Below are 19074 nucleotides of genomic sequence, written 5' to 3' on the forward strand. Positions count from 1 at the left end.
GAGTTATATTAAGTTATAGGAAAAAATACTAATATTAGCACTTGTATTACACCAATAAAAAAACCAAGTATTCCACCTAATAATTCTATAAATCGCAATTCTTTCGAAGTCGTTTCTCTTGTAAGTGTTTCTAAATCATCCAAATCAAGACTATTTATTCGTTCTGTAATTATATAACTTATTTTAACCTGGTTATTTAAATGTTCCTTACCTGAGATAAAAACTTGTCCAATTATATTTGATGCTTCTTGTCGCATTACTTTTTCTAAAAGTTCAAGTATATAGTTATTTATACGTGTTGGTAAAAATTTAGGCAAATTTGCATTTACCCTTAGTTTAATCAAATCTATTATTTTTTCTATTAACTTTTCCTGTAATTCTGGTGTATTTGCTCTATCTATCACATCGTTTAAAGACAAAAGCTCACTTTCAACTAGTTCTCCTATCTTAATTGCAATATCAGCCCTTCTTGTAGGAAGTAAACCTTGTATCTTTAACCCTAAAATATTTATCGGATTTTGAGGCCAAAATAATAGTTTTATAGCAACTACATTAGTTAAATATCCTATAAATGCACTAATCAAAGGAATAGCTAATAATTGATATTGCATTAAAATCACCTATCTATGTTTCCTTAAGAATATACCAGATTTTGTTTTTTACCGCAATAAAGAGAGTCAGGTAAGCAAACCTGACTCTTCTATTATGCTATAATTTTATTAAATCACCAAACTAAATCTTACTTAGTAATCAAAAGAAGTACAATATTTATTAGCTATTGTTCAATCTGTGATTTTAATTTTAAACATCGGTCACAGTTAGAGCAGTTAACTATTTTTTCATTAAAAACTTTTTTTATTATTTCCACTGGTTCACTATAATCTATGGCACTTGTATTATGCAAAACAATCTTTTGTGGAGAAATAGTAATTAAAATACTGATTAAAACATCATCTAAACTAGTATCATTCATAATAATATCATCTAAATAATAATCAATATATTTTTCTTCAATTTTCACTCCATTACCATCCCACAAATAAAACAGACCATCTTCTTTCATAAATAAATTAACTTCAAATACTCTAGGAGGCTGAGTTTCAACAAAATATCTTAAAAGCTTAATAAACTCATTGTATTCTTTTTCATTTCTTAACTCTTCATAAGCTAATTCAATTGCAAACTTTATTTCTGTTAAATAATCCTGCATGCAAAAATTTATAAAGCCTTCTATAACTAAGAAATCATTATCTTCTATATACTTAAGAATTTTATTTGCAATCTTATTTTTGCGACTAAAGTTAAGCAATAAGTTTATACTATCGTTATTATTATATAATCGTAAAAATTCCAGTGATTTATAATAAACAATCTGCTTATCTTGATCTGAAATAACTTTATAATTTTTTATTATTTCCTTCCATAATAATTTCTTTTCCCAAGTTTCCGCGATATATTCAGCTAAAAGTTCTGACATTTGATGTTTAAATATATAAATAATATCATCTTGATTAAAATAACGATCTAATGTATAACCTTGTAATTCTAAATTTATTATGCTTGCATTTTCTTCTCTGTCCACCTTTATACCTAAATTATAGCCACGCTCCTGTAACCAAGAAAAATTGTCTTGTAAAAGGTCTAATAACCTATCACCATCAGTTATAATTTTTAATTTATAAGTCATAAAATTGACCTCCTAATGAAAGGTTAGTTTATTATATGTTTAGCATTTTTTCATTATTCAGCTTTAAAACCATTAAAATATGGAATAGGTTTTAAAAATAAATGAATTTTTTTGATTTAATACCAAATTAACCTTTAATCTATAACTTAATAATTAATTATTTTTTTCACAAAAATACATAAAAACCATTAACTAATATGTCATATTTTGTTACAATAGGGCATGGTAAATTTTTATTGGGGGTATAAGGATTGGTTAACACACAAGAAATTAAAAATTTATTTAGCGAAATAATTTTTCAACTAAACCTTCCTGTTGCTATTTATACTATAAAAGGTGATTTTTTAACATGTAACAACTCTTTTACAAATAGATCAGGCTATACTTATAAAGAATTACTAAACTTTAAATTATCTGATATTTCTAGTTTTACTAACACTAGTTTAACTACCTATTTTGATAATTTCTATGATTACAGAGATTTTTTAACCAATAAATACTATAAGGAAGAGACATTAAAAACAAAAGACGATACAGAATTTTTAATTTCTATTGAAAGATACTCAGTTAATTGGCCTGAAGAACAAAGCACAATTTTACTTATTACAGATATATCACTTTCCAAAAAAGCAGAATTAATTACATTAAATGAATACGAAGAATTAAAAGCTTCCTACCAACAAATAGAAGCAATGAACCAAGAATTAGAATTTTATCAAATTAAACTCAAAGAAAAAACCATAGCTAGTGAAAGAGAACTAAAATATTTAGAAACAGCACTTTGGGGAGCAAATATTGGACTATGGGAATATGATATAAAATCACATAGCTTTTTTATTAATGAAAAAGCTTCACAAATACTAGGATATAGCCACTTATGGGAAAAAGGTTATATAACCTATGACGAATGGGCTTTTAATTTACATGATGAGGATAAAGATTATGTTTTAAAAGCATTTAATGAGCATGTTAATGATGATTCAAAATATTACGAGACACGATATCGTGTTAATATATCACCGGATCAATGGAAATGGATTTTAGCTAGAGGAAAAGCAACTCAAAGAGTTAGTAATGGTAGAGCTACTAAAATTGTTGGCACCATACAAGACATAACTAACTTTAGAAAAGATGAAATCATAAAATCAATAATTTTAAGTGCTATATCAGATCATGTTCTTTTACAAAATACTGATCACACTATTATATGGGCTAATGAAGCTGCAGCAGCCTCTGTTAAACTAAAACCAGAAGATCTTATTAATAAAAAATGTTATGAAATTTGGCATCAGCGTAAAACCCCTTGTGAAAACTGTCCAGTTGAATATGCTATTAAAAATGGTAAAACAAATTCAACTGAAATTTATACACCTGATAATAGAAGTTTTTTTATAAAAGCTTACCCTATTTTTGATGAAATGAAAAATATTACTAGTATTGTTGAAGTAACTACAGAAACCACTCATTTATAATGAATTCCTTATAATTTTAAAAACAAAAATACACAAAAGTTAATCTATAACTTTTGTGTATTTAAATAACCTTTTAAGAAAAAATTTATTTTTCTTCCTCTAAAGTAAAACGCCAAGCACAGAACCATTCATCTGGATGTTCATCAGGAGGACATCCTATACATTCAGTTTTTATTCGTGAATCAACTTGCTTCGCAAAATTAGTGTATTCTACTACTCCAGCAGATTTGCAAGGATAATCATCTAATCCCTGTCTTTTACGGGCTGATTGAACTCTACAGTCATTCATTTGAAATACAATAGCATTTTCAGATTCATCAATTATAGATTGAACATTTACCCGAGAGTAAAGTCTAAATTGTAATGCTTGTTTTAACCCCTCTATACCTGCTTTCTCTGGTAAGTTTAAAAACCTTTTAATACTCCAGGCTTCAAAAGGAGAAAAACGTGTCCAACATGTATCATTACAACGCTTTGCATCATACATATCAGTTGAAAACTCAACAGATTGGAACCATACCCCATCATTAGCTAACCAATTAACACCAAGAGCATCAATTAATTCAATAAGTTTTTCCCGTGGCATCTCTAGTAATGGTTTTGGTATACCCTCCTCAACTTCAAAATTTAAAACCTTTGATAGTCGCTTCAACTGAATACTATAACTTTTACTATAAGCTACATCTAAAATTTCTAAAGCCTTATCAAATCCTTTTTGATGCTCAACCTCTTTAAACCAAAGAACATGATGTGTAGTTATCCGATGAAACATATCGATTACAAGCCTAGCTAAATCCTTCTGTTCTAACTCCTCAGGTCTCATTACCTTATTATCCATCTAAACCCCTCCCCCAATAATTTACATTTTAATAATACCTATTACATTGTATTTCCAAATATTACTTCAAATGCTTATTTATAGTATAATACATCTTGTAAAAAACGTAAATTATGGCAATATATTTTTATATTCTTATTTTAGGCTAAAAATTAATGGTATGAAATTCTTAGGTAAAAAATGGAGTTAACTTCATGGATTTTATTTGCAAAAAAAAAGGCCGGTTTTTACCAGCCAAGTATAATTTGAGAATCTTAAAAGAAGCTTGAAAAACAACAAATGTTATGTGTTAAATATTACCATCATTGTTATTTGTTGTCAAGGGGTGGATTTAATTATTTTCTATATTTATATTTAAATTTTTTTTGTTAATACTTATTTTTTAAAAAAGAAAAATCGGAATTAAAAAATCCCGATTTATAAGCTCAATTTTAATGAATATCCTGCAATGTTTGCTATATCAAGTGCAAAAAACAGGGGTTATTGTAGATGGTAATATGTTAATAAAAAAAATACCCTCACAAAATTGGAGAGGGTCTCCTTATTGATTTAAAATTTGAACAGGTTATGATTACAGTATGCTCATAGAGAATATAAATGTTCCCCTGTTAATGGGTTCAGGCGGAAGATATTACACATCTCATTTAAAATTTGTATATTTGTCAGCCCGACATTCATGACTGTATCATTGCCACCATAATATATAGCTACTGTACCGTCCTTGCCAGTTAATGCACCACAACTGAATACTACATTAGGAACATGGACATAATCAGTCTCTCTTACTAAACAATCACTTACACTAGGCATTAATAACGGTTTGGCACTAACTCGAAGTTTACTTGGATTTGTTGGTTCTTCAAGATCATGGAATGCCACGCCTAAGGTATATGGGTTGCCAGCCATGGTTGAACGCACACCATGAAATATATTCAACCACCCATATGGAGTCTTTATAGGTGGACTACCTGGTCCGATTTTTGCTTGGTATGCACTTGGTCCGTGACCACTTCTCATGATTACACTACCGATTTCCCATGGTCCGGTAGGACTTGGCGCAAAACCTACGCATATTTCCCCAAATGAGCCACCTATGTGACCGGAGCCTTTAACCTCCCTGTCTTTGTCATTTGGACGAAGCAAGGCTCTCCATGTTTCATTTTTATCAGGTTCAGGAAATATAACAACATTACGCATATCCTGCTCGGATATTGGGCCATAGCGAATAACAGTCTTAAAGTCTTTGGTTATGGCCATCATAACCTTGACTCTATCAGGAATTTTTTCGTGGTATGCACTATAAGTCAATACATATAATTCGCTCCCAATAGGGTTAACCCTAATATCTTCCACACCACCAGCCTCGGATTCAATAACTGATTTTATATTAACACCTTCAGCATATATATCATTTTCTATCGCAGGTAATAAAAATGGTTTGGGGTCAACTATCCAACCATTTACACCATTATCGCTTAAAGCTTTTCCTATTACACTACGACCATCAGCAATGTGGGAACGAAAAAGCATTATTGTTTGATTATTACCATTCGCACCTGTTACTTTTGCCACTCCTGCATTGTGTACTGTGTATGTATATAAACGACAATCATTACCCCAGACTTTATTGACATCATGGCATGTTAATATTGGGTTACCAGAGTAACGTAAAACTGGTTCATTAATTGTTACTGTTCCCTCAAATCCATTTAACTCAACATGTGCTCCCACGCAGCCCATTTCACTTCTCCTTTACATTTACAGAATAATTACTACAATAGTATATTGTGCAAATTGGCAAATTGAAATTCACCACCAATATCAACTAGGTACTCTTATCTAATTTTTTGAGATACATTATTATTGACTACCTGTTTCATCTATTTCGTAAATATTTAATTACCTCACACTCTTATTTTTTTAACCATCTAAAGCACCTAACCTGCAGCTATCATATAATTACAAATCATTCCAGTTATCTAATATACACAAAAATAGAGGATATATGATCATAATATCCTCTTATTAGTCTATTTAATTACCATAACCCGTTTCGTTATTTAACTGCTTCGTATATTCTCATTGGCGGTATGTTAAGCGGTTCATATGCATGAGTAACATTTTCAAAATATTTATCTAAATAGTCTTTTAGATGAGCATTTTTTTGAAAAAAGGTTTGATAGGCTAAGAATTTGCCCTCAGGTAACAATGCTTCATACGATTTAGCAATAATTTCATCTGTTAGTGACGATGGAAAAAATGAAAAAGGAATACCTGAAATTATATAATTTGCAGACTTATCTGTATATTTATGCATAATATCAGATATATTTTCTGCACTATCATTAAATACCATAACTCTTTTATCATCAAATGATTCTTGTAGTGTTTTTGCAAAATCAGGATTTCTTTCTATTAATATAAGATTAGCGTCATCAGGCATATGCTTTAATAAAAAATCTGAAAATACCCCTGTAGCAGGTCCATATTCAACTATTAACTTACAATTTGAAAAATCGATTTTTTCACAAACGTGTTTAATACCAAATTTAGATGTTGGTATTATTGATGCCACATACTTATCCTTTATTATCGCTTCGAAATAATTTAATCTACGTTTCTTGATAAGTTTACCCCCTAACTAATTATTTATTAATAAAAAAATATTGAGTGATTAATTTTTCATTAAAAATATTAAATACTCTACTATAAAATATCATTAATTTTGATATGCGTGTCAAGCAGTAAAAACATATAAAAAACTAGTAAATTAAAGATTAAAATTATATAACTATAATTATTAACCATTATTTGTTTTTTCATTATTTTTTCTGTACTGTTTATTGTTAATAAAACACATTTAAGAAAGTTTTAGTAAAGCACTGTTAAGCTATAATCTTTGACACCAAAACTGGCACCATCAGAAAGCCATTTCAGAAAAAGACAAATTGGAATTTAAAACCCCGATTGATAGGCTTTAAAATGGTGGGCCGTATAAAGAAACTAAATATTGAGTACTTCCCTGTTTATCACTTCATTAAAGTTGCAATATTATAATTTAATCTGTCAACATAGGATCATACATCATTATAGCGCAGTTTTCAGTAATAAACTCATCAGTTATAAGTTCATTTTCAATATTAAAAACTTTCCTATGGATTGTGTTATGCCTAATATAACCACCCCAAAATTCTTGTGTTATCCAATGATCTTTTTCATAAACCTGATAAATTCTTGTTGCAGGCATGTCTGATCTCCATTCTCCAACTAAATCGGTATCTGTTAAATAAATAATAAGCTGATAATTTTTATCTGTTTCATTTTTAATTTGTAAGTCTAAATAGTTATATGCACATGTAGCACCACTTCCGAATGGTTGACTTCTGTTAGAGTCAGGGAAAACATCATAGCTATGGCGATATCTTTCTGAAACAGTTAAAGGTGAATGTAGAGTAATCCAATATATTAAATTAGATAATTGACATAATCCGCCTCCTACAGCAACTGTAACTGTTCCAAAAAATAATTCCATCCCTTCTACATATCCTTTTCTTTTTGTAGGATTACCAATTAAACGCCAATAAGAAAAAGTTTCTCCTGGTTTTATAATTACTTTATTCAATTTATTTGACGCTATTTTGAGATTAATAATTTTATTGTGCTGTAACCACATATCAACACCTTTGAGTTCTCTAAGTAAAGGGGTTTTGTGAGAAGAGATTATATAAGGTAAAGGCATACTTTCTTTTTTGTTAGCATATTTTTTTCTATTTGTATACCATTTTATATAACGCTTCAATCTATAATATTTTTTACCTAAATATATTCTTAAAGCACTTCGTTTTATGGGTTTTAATGATTTCATTTTACTCCCCCACCCTTCTGTAAAAACCTTATAGAATACCATAGATACCCCTACTATATATAGGCTATCTCTAGCTACAATTACTAATTTATCTCTAAATTCTATTATTTTATTACCATATAAATCTATATTTTTTTCCTTGTCAAACTTACTTTTTACATTTTGATTATATTCTTTTTAGTTTTGCAATAATTTTCACTTGTATTTCTACAAAGAATACTTATTCTTTATAGTTTTTTTGAATAAAAAACAAGTAATAGTCATTTAACATTAAGACTATTACTTGTTTCATTAATCTTTTGTAGAGTGTCCTTAAACAGTCCTTAAAGTTTCTCCTGGAGATCCCCTAACCGTACGACAAAATGACCAACTTTTTTTTAAGTGTCGCCATTACACGGAACCTAAGACATCTCAATTAGTCTTGCTATTATTTAGTTGCATGTTAATATCCTTTTTCTTTTCAGGAGTAATTACCTTCATTAAACTTTCACGTACATAGTAAAGTGTTTGCTCAGTGGCTTTTTCTGGTGAAATTTTTCTCCTATTGTTCATAAATGTTGTCATCATTCCTGTCCAAATCAGTAATGTGATTTCTGAAATAAAATCAACATCTTCTGATGTAATAAAACCCTCTTCTATTGCTTGTTGAAGATAAAGCGCACTTCTTTTAGAAAAAGTATGTTGTAACACTATATCTTGTAAATTTTTAGACAATCTCGTTAAATCTTTTTCATATATTTTATAGTAATCTTTTAACAGGTCCTCTGGCACTGTTCCTAAATTATCAATAAAAATAATAGAATATATTTGAGGTTTTTCAAAAGAATGTTTACAAAAACATTCCCAACTGTAGAGCCATTTTTCAACAGTATTTGAACCTCGGTTCATATAATCAGGCAATTCATCTATATAATCTTTCATAAATCTCATCGCAGCAAAATATATCAAATGTGAAAACTCTTGAAAATAATTATAGACAGTGGAACTAGTATACCCTGCTTTATCTGCAATTTTTCTAATGCTCACTTTTTCTATACCTTCATTTTCAATTACTTCTGCTGTTGCATCGATAAAATACCTATACATTCGTTCCCTTTGCAATTCTTTCCGATTGTCTTTCACTCTTTTAAACACACCTTCACTATTTACTTATATATACATGTTTATCATCACTTTGCTTAAGCCATTTTATTAAGGATAGAGCTAGTAAAATATACATTATCAGCACAGGTACTGATACTAATACAGAAGATGTTTGTACGACTGTAAGCCCACCTACAACAGTTAATCCAATTGACATGATTGCAAGCATTAGACCCCACAATAGACGGTGCCATCTTGCAGGTTCCTCGTCTACTTTGAGGTCAGATGTAGCTATACTGGCAATAACATAACTAGCAGAGTCTAACGAAGTTGCTAAGAAAATAAAGCCTAGTACTAAAAAAAATGTTAGAACTAACGGTGCCAATGGCAACGAATTGAGAACTGCTACAATTACCGCTTGTCCTCCCTGATCATATAAGATTTCAGTCAAAGGTACTTGTCCTGTTAATTCTAAGTTCATAGCATAACCACCAAATACGGCAAAATACAACCAACTGCCAAGAGATCCCCATAATAGCACATTTGAAACAAGCTCTCTTATGGATCTTCCTTTGGAAATACGAGCAACAAAGATCCCTATAAATGGAGCTGTTGCGGCAAACCACGCCCAATAAAAGACTGTCCAATCTTGGGGAAAACCACTCATAAAAATGGGATCTGTATACAAACTCATTCTTAAGAAATTATCCAACATAATACCCATACTATTTGTAAAGTACGAAAGTATAAATAGTGTTGGACCCATTATAATTACAAACACTGCCAAGCCTAACGCTAGATAAATATTCAAATCGCTGAGTTTTTTAATTCCTTTATACAATCCTAGGTAGGCACTAGATGTAAATATAACTGTCCAAAGAAGAATAATAAATATATTTAGACCCAAATTAGGTTCCAATCCAAAAACTTCTCCCATGACTGCAGCTACCATGGGAACACCCAAACCCAACGATGTTCCCAAACCTCCAATCATGCTACAAATAACTAAAATATCTATAGTTTTTCCCAATAATCCGTTAGTATGTTTTCCTAACACCCCGCTACAGGAAGTACTGATTCTAAGGGAAGTATTTCTTCTCACAAAAAAGTTATATGCGATTACAACAGCAGGAAGGGCATATAAAGCCCATGCTGAAATTCCCCAGTGAAATAGGCCATAACTTAATGCGTAATCGGCAGCACCTAGAGAGCTTGCTTCAATACCAAACGGGGGTCCAGTATAATAGTACAGGGGTTCAACAATTGACCAAAACATAATACTTGTTCCCATACTAGCACAAAATAGCATTCCACCCCAACTAAATCGCGAGAATTCGGGGTGCTCATTTTCCTTGCCCAGTTTTACTTTTCCATAAGGTCCAAAAATTAACCAAAGCAAAATAATAAATAAACCAATAGTTAAAAATTCAAAGGCCCAATCCAAATTAGTATTAATCCCAGTCATTAAGCCTTCAATAACTGGTCCAGCTGTATCTCTAAAAACCACCAAGGCCAAAGTTGATAAAATCACAATTATTAATGATGGCCAAAAAATTGTCTTATCAATTTTATTATACATTATTATTAAAACCTCCTACTAGATATCAAACAATAAATCTATTAATTCCCGAGGGTATTTTGTGATGCTTCTGCACCCGTCTTTAGTAACTATTACCGTATCTGAGTGGCGAAAACCACCAACACTTGGAATATAAATTCCAGGCTCAATAGTATAAACCATCCCCTCTTTAAGAACTATCTCATTATCAAAGCGAAGATAAGGCTCTTCGTGTTCGGTCAATCCCAAACCATGGCCAATTCTATGCTGTACAAAATCAGCATAACCTGCATTTTTTATAGCATTAAATGATGCAATGTCCACATCTTTTGCTTTTACCCCTGGTTTAACTGCTTCCATACCTATTCTTTGGGCTTCAATTGCTAACTGTAAACATTTCTTTTGTTCCTCATGAGGTTTACCTATTAAAAAAGTACGCTCATTTTCTGCACGATAACCGTTAATCCAAACCTGACGACTGTGTATCACAACATCATTTTTCTCAAACTTCCTTGTACTAGAATACAAATGAGGCATAGTACTTCGCTTTATTCCAGAACATGTCCAATTTTCATAACCAACTATGTTATCTGGGTATTTTTTAGAGGCAATTTCTAATAATTTGCGATCACCATTTGAGTCAAATTCCAATTCACTCATACCTACTTTTAAATTTGCAAAAGACGCATCTAATGCAATATCTGATAAAAATCCAGCTTGATCTAACCAGTATATTTCCTCTTCATCTTTAATAGCACGCATTTCAATAAGCTCATGACTAATATCTTTAATATTAAATCCGTTAATTTGCAACTCCTTATATAACGATGCAGGCACTGTATTTAGTTCAAGTCCTAGTACTTTGTCTTTAGCTAATTTATCAATAATTCGCTCTAGCGGTTGATGGAACGTTGTATCTAGGTAGCTATTTGAATATTTCTCATGATATACAAAAAAATCATCAACTTTAGCATTCTCACGGGCATGGTCCTCTTCTAGCGCAGGAATAATATACTGAGTTTTATCTGGATACACAAGTAATATTATAGGTCGAGAATAAGAAATTGCTCGAAAACCACTAAGGTAGTACTGATTATCAGGGTCCCAAATAATTAAAAAATCAATGCCATTCTCACTCATCCGTTTCCTTAGATCATTTAATCGTTTTTCAACATACTCTTTTTTAACTGTTTGCATATTCATCTCCCTCACTTTTTGTGAACGCGTTCATATAATGAACACGTTATCATGATTTGGAGGATATATCCACTCCATAATAAGCAAGCTCCTTGTGGAATATTGTTATATATTAAAGAATTTTTAAGATATATATGGCACTTTCTATAATATGACTCTATATAATGCCTCATAACTTTTTACACGATAATTAAAATCTCTTTTTTTAAAAAACTAGGTAGTTTAATACTTCAATTTTCCCAGAGATAAAAAAATAGAGGGGTTAAATTTCCCCTCTATCCTTGATAAAACCTCATTAGGCACTCAGATTACTACTCTAATAGTGCCCCATCTTCTTAATTAGGTAAGAGTTATGTATGTATTCTTCTTGTGTTTAACGGAAAATATGAACGCATTAGTAATTAGGGTCTTAAATCAAAATAGTTATAGCTAATATAATTGAAAAAATTCCAATTACCCAACATGCATATGCCATATTTCGATAAAAAATACTTTTACTGCTTAAAGAAGATATTTTATTGAATTCTTTTTGGATTTCTCTGTATTCTTCATTAGTTATTAAGTTATTTTCGTTTTCCATGTTAGTATGTCTATCACATTTTTTGTTCATTTGGTAATTACTCCCTATGCATTAATACTTTTTTGTTTATTTTATTTTCTATTTAAAATATACGGAAGGGTTAAGGTTACCATAATTTGTCTCAGGTTTATAGTAAGTTTTTTAGCGTTAGCCATATTAATACTCCATTATAAGTTTTTACTACAATTTTTACCCCAGATTAAATCAATAAATATTTGTCAAAAAACACTTTTAATAATTCGGGATCAAATTGCTTGCCACTGCAGTTTTTAAATTCCTCAATTATTTCTTCTTGCGTCATAGCCTTTCGATAAGGTCTATCATTACTCATAGCATCGTAAGCATCGGCAATTGTAAGTATCCTACACTCTATTGGTATTTCTTCTCCTTTAAGTCCTAAGGGATAACCACTACCATCCCATTTTTCATGATGTTTTAATATCCAGTCAGCTATATGAGCTAACTCACTCGTGGACTTAGCAATGTGATAACCTATATTACTATGTTTCTTCATCTCTTCCATTTCTGCATCGCTTAATTTGTCAGGCTTAAATAGAATAGAATCAGCTATTCCCACTTTACCAATATCATGAAAAAGAGCCAAAAGACTTAAGTCATTCATCCTGTTTTCCGGCATATTTATAGCTTTAGCTATTTTTTCTACTATCTCTTGCAAACGATCTGTATGCCCTTCAGTTATATAATCACGAACTTCCAAGGCTTTCATCATTATATCAACTAAGCCACTTCTAGAACTTTGTTTGTGTAATAGTTTTTCTCTATACATAAGCTGATTTGCTTCCTGCATTACTTCTGTCAAGCTTTGGTTAGGGTTTTGTTTATAAGCAAAGCCAATAGATAAGCTAAGAGATAATGTATTATTTTTTTTATTATAAAAACTCACCTGTTTATATATGTTTTCAATAATAGTTCTTAATTTTTCCTGTCTTATATCTCTTATTAGTGTTGCAAATTCGCTACCATTAGTTCTAGCAATTATAGCTCGAGGTGGACAGCTAGACCTTAATATTTTAGCTACATCTCTTAATAATGTATCACCCGCGCTATATCCTAGGGTATCATTTGCTAGTTTTAAACCATCTAAATCACAAACTATTATAGCTGAATTGTTTTCATTAATCTTATCCGTATTTTCTAATTGCTTTCTAAAATAATTCCAATTGTATAGATGTGTTAGAGTATCGTGTATTTCTAGATAGGCTAATTTCTCTTGCTCTAGGTGCAACATTTCCTCCATATTCTTGCTTGTGGTTATATCTATACCCGAACCCAATATAGCAGGTTTACCAATATAAGTAATGACCGTACTACTATAATCAATCCATCTAACTTCCCCTTTTTTATTTAAGAGTTTAAATTCATAATTAACTGGTACATTTTCACCTTTTTCTCTACTAATTACCCTTTGCTTTACAAGTTCTCTGTTGTCCTCCTCGATAATTTCCCAAAGATGTTTTTGGTAGAGTTCTTGTGCACTATAACCTGTAATCACTTCAAAGGCTGGATTAACATAGACAAATTTTCCTTCTTGAACTATAAAAATAAATGCCCCAACATTTTTAGTTAATATACTAAACTTATTTGCTAGTAAATGTGGGTGGTTAGCAGTTTTTTTTACTCTACATTTTTTAAAGTTATATCTGTTTTCCATACTTAGGCCTCACTTACAAATTTCTAAGTATTATACCTCTTTAATCATTTCAGCAAACTATTGTTTGCTTTTTTACTAAATAATGAACCTTAAATACATTTAATAGACCTAAACATCCTAAATTGATATTCAATTCATGTAATTATTACAAACAGAATCAGCAGCATTATCAGCCTTATTAATAGGACATATAATCTTAAAATTCTTAAATTAGTATTTAAATATATCCTTTTAAGCATAAATACCTACATTTTCCACATGTCTTAATGTTTTTCTACACTTAACCAATAGTCCCTCCTTTTATGAAAAATTAATTTTCTACATTTTGCGATTAAATTTTTAAATTGTATTTTTTTGTAGTAGTCATGGCATTGCCTATAAAACAACGCATTTCCCAATAATAAACAGAATTTAGTTTCAAAAAACAATTCCTAAATGTCGGAATTTCAGGCATTTTACATAGAGGATTTTAGCTAAAAATGTTGAAAATAAATTTTTAACATGGGAATAAATACCTAGTTAAATATAGTAATTAATTAATGTTTTTAATATAGGAACTAATTGGTTTTTATTAAACCTTATTTCTAGTGCTTAATTATAAATCCAAAAAATGAAATGTTTCATAAGGAATTTAAAAACAACTTAGAAAGGAGGGTTAATAAATGAGTCAGCAAGAATTACAAGTAGTAGTTTTTACTCTATTTATAGAGGAAGACCAAATTGAGTTCGGTGTGCCAATTGAGTCAGTACAAGAAATTAACCGGTTATTAGCAATAACAAAAATCCCCGAAGCCCCCGAATTTGTTGAAGGAATAGTTAACTTAAGAGGAAATATTATACCAATAATTGACCTAAAGAAGCGTTTCTTTATTACAGAGAGTGCACAAACTGAACAATCAAGAATCATTGTTTGTGATTTAGAAGGTACTTACATAGGAATAATAGTTGATGCGGTTTCCGAGGTTTTGAAATTGCCTGCTGATAGTATTGAAAACACTAATGATGTAATAAGTAGTATTAGCAGTGATTACATAGCTGGCATATCAAAAATTGGGGATAGGTTAATTGTTCTTTTAGAATTAGAAAACGTATTTTCTAAACTAGAAAAAAGCGAATTAATTGAAGTTAGTTAGAATTTAAAATATTTTTAAACTTATTTTAGAACAATTTTGGAGGTAAATGGACAATGAAAAGTATCGGAAAAAAAATTATGGTCTATATCACAGCAACTCTTTTAGTTGTTGCAGGTGGTTTAGGCTTAATTGCTTATAATAGTGCATCTAATGCCTTAGAAGATAACCAAAGGCAAAATTTGCCCGAGTTGGCTGACCAAGTAGCAGCAGTAGTAGCAAGAGCACATGAAGCTCAAACTAATATTGTAGAGGGGGTAGCAAATCGTAATGCTGTTAGAAGTATGGACTGGGAAGAACAATATCCAGCACTTAACGAGGAAGCAGAGCGAAATGATTATGATTTTATGGGTGTAGCTACTACTGATGGTCATATAAGAATGACTAATGGGCAGGTAGATCAAATAGAAGACCGTAGCTATTTCCAAGAAGCTATGCAGGGTAATTCAGTTCTAGAACCTGTAGTAAGTAGAGTAGATAATACGATAGTATTAGTTATTGCCGCCCCTATTTATGATGAAAATGAAAGTATTGCTGGAGTATTAATGGCAGCAATGGATGGAATGGCTTTAAGTGCAATAACTAATGAAGTTGATTTTGGTGAAGGTGGATATGCTTACGTAATTGATGAAAATGGTACTATTATTGCTCATCCAGATGAAGAATTTATATTTGACCAAAGAAACTTTATAGAAGAAGCAAGACAGGATAGTGCATTAGCACCAATAGCTGAAGTACAGAATAGAATGATACAAGGTGAAAGAGATTTTGGTAGTTATGTTAACTTAGATGATAGAGAAGTTTACATGGGCTTTTCACCAGTTGAAGGTACTGAATGGAGTGTTGGTGTAGCTGCTCTACGCAGTGATGTAATGTCAGGCTTAGGTGCTTTACAAACCGGTATAGGATTAGCAGCCTTGGTTTTCGTAGCTTTAGGCTTAGCAGTTGCGTATTTTATAGGTCGTCAGATAACAGTTCCAATTAGTGCAACTGTAGAACGAGCAAAAGCAATGGCTAACTTAGATTTAAGTATAGATGTACCTGAGCAAGACCTAAACAGAAAAGATGAAATAGGTGAATTAGCTCAAGCATTCCAAACTTTGATTGAAGCATTACGAGATACAATTAATAGTATTTCACAAGCTTCTGATCAAGTAGCAGCAAGCTCAGAGGAGATGACTGCAACTAGTGACCAAACATCTACTACAGCAGATGAAGTAGCTAGAAGTATAGAAGAAATGGCCAAAGGTGCTGGTGATCAAGCTAGAGGAACCGAGCAAGGAGCGGCTAAGATTGATGAACTAGGTAATATAATTAACGAAGAACAAGAATATGTTCAAGTAGTAAATCAAACAGTTGATGAAGTAAACAAACTAAAGGACGAAGGGTTTGAAACCCTAGAAACTCTAGTAACTAAAGCAAACCAAAATAATGAAGCAGCAGATGAAATATATGGTGTAATACAAGAAACTAATACTAGTGCAGAAGGAATTAAAACAGCTAGTGAAGTTATAAAGAGTATTGCCGAACAGACAAACCTACTTGCACTTAATGCAGCTATTGAGGCAGCACGAGCAGGTGAACATGGTAAAGGCTTTGCTGTAGTTGCTGAGGAAGTAAGAAAACTAGCTGAACAATCAAATAATTCAATACAAGAAATAGAAACAATAATAAATGATCTTTCAACTAAAACTAACCAAGCAGTAAAAACAGTAGAAGGAGTTAAGACCATAGTTGATGAACAAACTGCTAGTGTAACCGATACCAAAGGCAAATTTGAAGGTATTGCTGGGGCTATAGAAAACACTCAAGAAGCTATAGAAAGACTAAATGCATCAGGTGTAGAAATGGAGAACAAGAAAAACGAGATAATCGAAGTAGTCCAAAGTCTATCAGCTATAGCAGAAGAAAATGCAGCAGGTACAGAAGAATCGGCTGCATCCATAGAAGAGCAAACAGCCTCAATTCAAGAGATTGCAGGTGCCGCCCAAGGACTTGCTAAATTAGCAGAAGAGATGCAAGAACAAATTAAACAGTTTAAGTATTAAAAATAAAGCTATTATATAATTACTCCCCCACACCCCCTATTTAATTTTTAATAAATAGGGGGTGGTTGTATTTAGCGGGATGAGAAGACGTCAGATTCTTAAATTTAAAGCCTGCCCAAATAAATTTTTATAAAAAAATAAAACCCCGATATAATCGGAGTTTAAAGACTGTATTATGGTTGGCCGTACAAGATTTGAACTTAATAACCACCATAGCAAACTCCCAATATACCTGTATCTATAAAATTTTGTTAGCCTTTCTGTTAGCCTTTAATATCTAACAGCATTACCTTTTCTAACAAGGTGCGCATATTTAGACGTAGTTGTATTTACATCTTGTCCAACTAAACTAGCAACTTCTATAACTGAATTTCCTCTTGTAAGCAGGAGCGTAATAACTGAATGACGAATATCATGAATACGAATAAAATCTAGTTTTGATTTTTTCAAAACACTTTTCCAAGTCTTTTGTATAGTGCTATAACGTACTGGATTACCCTTTTGAGTCAAAAATATTAAACTCTTTTCTTTTTGCAACTGGCTTACTTTACGCTCTTTCTTACGATTTTCAATAAAAAATCTTAACTGTTCCATTGTTTCATCATCCAGTGTTATAGTACGATATGAATTAGATGTTTTAGGCTCTTCTTTAAGTCTGCCTGTTTGCAGGTTCATTGTTCGTCTAATGGTTATGCTGTTATTTTGAAAATTAACAGCATCCTCACATAAGCCTAATATTTCCCCTGCTCTTGCTCCGGTTATTGCTAAAAGCCTTATTACTAAACCATAACGATACTTTTGCAAATTCTTAAGCAAAACTCTAATCTGTTCTTCACTGTAAGGGTTCCTATCCTTCTTCCCTGCCTTTGGTATCCTAAAACCTAACAAGGAGTCCTGTGGAGCTCTTGCACGTGTTAATTGTACGTGTTATAATAAAATTGCCGGGAGGAGTTTTTTAATGAAAAGTTTTTCATCACGTGAAATTTTAGCTATATTACAAGCAAATGACTGGTATATAGATTCACAAAAAGGATCTCATATACATTTAAAACATAAAGATAAAAAAGAAAAAGTAACTGTTCCTCACCCTAAAAAAGACCTGCCGCACAGGACAATTAAGAGTATATTTAAACAAGCAGGTATTAATTTATCTGAATAAAGGAGGGCTTGTTTTATGAAAAACCATTATATATTTCCAGCAATTTTTAGTTTTGATACTGATGGAATAGCGATTGAATTTCCAGATTTACCTGGTTGTTTTACAAGTGCTAACTCAATAGAAGAAGCTAACTATATGGCTAAAGATGCTTTGGAATTACATTTATACAGCATGGAAGAAGATGGAGACGTAATTCCTTCACCATCACATTTAACAGATTTATCACTAGAAAAAAAACAACGCATTGTACTTGTTGAGGTTTGGATGCAACCAGTACGAGATGAAATGCAAAATAAATCTGTTAAAAAAACATTAACTGTCCCTAAGTGGTTAAATGATATAGCAGAAGAAAATCAAGTGAATTTTTCACACATACTTCAATCTGCTTTAAAACAATACTTGGGCATTACAGAAAAAAGAGGTTAATTATGATATAATGGTTATGCAAGCGAAATTGGAGGAACATATATATCATATTCACTTTCTTTTAATGCTGTATGGGCTACATTGGCTCTTATAGCATTATTTTTTTGATTGCGAGAGTTAATGTTATACTTAAGCAACTCCTGGACTTTTTCTAAAACAGTTTTAGTATTATTATTCTTTAAAAAACCAATGGGATTAGTTAAATTTTCATGATCTTGTTTGTATTTTAATACTTTTGCAATTTTAACTAATTCATCTTCAATAAAATTTTCTTCAGAAAATAAAAAAAGCCGGCTTAGTGTTCTTAGCCGGTCAGAAATAGGAGTTTTAATTTTGTTAGCCTTTCTGTTAGCCACCTT

General features: G+C 31.3%; 18 protein-coding genes. 5 read left to right on the forward strand and 13 right to left on the reverse strand.

What is annotated here, in order from left to right:
- Window positions 1-8: 8 nt before the first annotated feature.
- Both SYNTR_RS05540 and ytxC read right to left on the reverse strand, forming a co-directional pair.
- The gene (locus tag SYNTR_RS05540) at window positions 9-611 is read right to left on the reverse strand and encodes a DUF445 domain-containing protein (RefSeq protein ID WP_156203593.1); all 603 of its coding nucleotides are present in this window, start codon (window positions 609-611) and stop codon (window positions 9-11) included.
- Window positions 612-775: 164 nt separating this feature from the next.
- Complete coding sequence (ytxC, locus tag SYNTR_RS05545; protein WP_156203594.1) at window positions 776-1687, reverse strand: putative sporulation protein YtxC; 912 nt, start codon at window positions 1685-1687, stop codon at window positions 776-778.
- A gap of 251 nt (window positions 1688-1938) precedes the next feature.
- On the opposite strand from ytxC, the gene SYNTR_RS05550 reads away from it, so the two are divergent.
- Entirely contained in the window at window positions 1939-3159 is a 1221-nt protein-coding gene (locus SYNTR_RS05550) for a PAS domain-containing protein (RefSeq protein WP_156203595.1), read from the forward strand.
- Window positions 3160-3244: 85 nt separating this feature from the next.
- Here SYNTR_RS05550 and SYNTR_RS05555 read toward each other — a convergent pair whose 3' ends face one another.
- The 9 genes from SYNTR_RS05555 to SYNTR_RS05595 form a co-directional block, all read right to left on the reverse strand.
- On the reverse strand, window positions 3245-3997 hold the full coding sequence (locus SYNTR_RS05555; protein WP_156203596.1) for a DUF6125 family protein: 753 nt from the start codon (window positions 3995-3997) through the stop codon (window positions 3245-3247).
- 582 nt (window positions 3998-4579) lie between these two features.
- Window positions 4580-5737 (reverse strand): glycoside hydrolase family 130 protein, encoded by a 1158-nt coding sequence (locus SYNTR_RS05560; protein WP_156203597.1) that lies wholly within the window; start codon window positions 5735-5737, stop codon window positions 4580-4582.
- 316 nt (window positions 5738-6053) lie between these two features.
- Window positions 6054-6572 (reverse strand): class I SAM-dependent methyltransferase, encoded by a 519-nt coding sequence (locus SYNTR_RS05565; RefSeq protein WP_197079208.1) that lies wholly within the window; start codon window positions 6570-6572, stop codon window positions 6054-6056.
- 483 nt (window positions 6573-7055) lie between these two features.
- Complete coding sequence (locus tag SYNTR_RS05570) at window positions 7056-7862, reverse strand: VanW family protein (protein WP_156203599.1); 807 nt, start codon at window positions 7860-7862, stop codon at window positions 7056-7058.
- 411 nt (window positions 7863-8273) lie between these two features.
- Window positions 8274-8984, reverse strand: coding sequence for a TetR/AcrR family transcriptional regulator (locus SYNTR_RS05575; RefSeq protein ID WP_156203600.1), 711 nt, complete (start codon window positions 8982-8984; stop codon window positions 8274-8276).
- Between the two features lie 19 nt (window positions 8985-9003).
- Window positions 9004-10524, reverse strand: coding sequence for a BCCT family transporter (locus SYNTR_RS05580; protein ID WP_197079209.1), 1521 nt, complete (start codon window positions 10522-10524; stop codon window positions 9004-9006).
- A gap of 18 nt (window positions 10525-10542) precedes the next feature.
- Window positions 10543-11700, reverse strand: a complete 1158-nt coding sequence (locus SYNTR_RS05585; protein ID WP_156203602.1) for a M24 family metallopeptidase — start codon at window positions 11698-11700, stop codon at window positions 10543-10545.
- Window positions 11701-12109: 409 nt separating this feature from the next.
- A complete protein-coding gene (locus SYNTR_RS05590; protein WP_156203603.1) occupies window positions 12110-12310 on the reverse strand; it encodes a hypothetical protein in 201 nt (66 codons plus the stop codon).
- Window positions 12311-12479: 169 nt separating this feature from the next.
- Window positions 12480-13952 (reverse strand): bifunctional diguanylate cyclase/phosphohydrolase, encoded by a 1473-nt coding sequence (locus SYNTR_RS05595; RefSeq protein WP_156203604.1) that lies wholly within the window; start codon window positions 13950-13952, stop codon window positions 12480-12482.
- A gap of 662 nt (window positions 13953-14614) precedes the next feature.
- On the opposite strand from SYNTR_RS05595, the gene SYNTR_RS05600 reads away from it, so the two are divergent.
- Both SYNTR_RS05600 and SYNTR_RS05605 read left to right on the forward strand, forming a co-directional pair.
- A complete protein-coding gene (locus SYNTR_RS05600) occupies window positions 14615-15085 on the forward strand; it encodes a chemotaxis protein CheW (RefSeq protein WP_156203456.1) in 471 nt (156 codons plus the stop codon).
- Between the two features lie 53 nt (window positions 15086-15138).
- Window positions 15139-17130 (forward strand): methyl-accepting chemotaxis protein, encoded by a 1992-nt coding sequence (locus tag SYNTR_RS05605; RefSeq protein WP_156203605.1) that lies wholly within the window; start codon window positions 15139-15141, stop codon window positions 17128-17130.
- Window positions 17131-17400: 270 nt separating this feature from the next.
- Here SYNTR_RS05605 and SYNTR_RS05610 read toward each other — a convergent pair whose 3' ends face one another.
- Window positions 17401-18018, reverse strand: a complete 618-nt coding sequence (locus SYNTR_RS05610) for a site-specific integrase (RefSeq protein ID WP_156203606.1) — start codon at window positions 18016-18018, stop codon at window positions 17401-17403.
- A gap of 70 nt (window positions 18019-18088) precedes the next feature.
- Between SYNTR_RS05610 and SYNTR_RS05615 the strand changes: the two genes are divergently transcribed.
- A complete protein-coding gene (locus SYNTR_RS05615; RefSeq protein WP_156203607.1) occupies window positions 18089-18289 on the forward strand; it encodes a type II toxin-antitoxin system HicA family toxin in 201 nt (66 codons plus the stop codon).
- Between the two features lie 15 nt (window positions 18290-18304).
- The gene (locus SYNTR_RS05620; protein WP_156203608.1) at window positions 18305-18715 is read left to right on the forward strand and encodes a type II toxin-antitoxin system HicB family antitoxin; all 411 of its coding nucleotides are present in this window, start codon (window positions 18305-18307) and stop codon (window positions 18713-18715) included.
- Between the two features lie 14 nt (window positions 18716-18729).
- On the opposite strand, the gene SYNTR_RS05625 is transcribed toward SYNTR_RS05620, so the two are convergent.
- Window positions 18730-19071, reverse strand: a complete 342-nt coding sequence (locus SYNTR_RS05625) for a hypothetical protein (RefSeq protein ID WP_156203609.1) — start codon at window positions 19069-19071, stop codon at window positions 18730-18732.
- Between the last annotated feature and the right edge of the window lie 3 nt (window positions 19072-19074).

The sequence above is a fragment of the Candidatus Syntrophocurvum alkaliphilum genome (genome assembly GCF_009734445.1).
In the GTDB taxonomy this organism is placed as follows: domain Bacteria; phylum Bacillota; class Syntrophomonadia; order Syntrophomonadales; family Syntrophomonadaceae; genus Syntrophocurvum; species Syntrophocurvum alkaliphilum.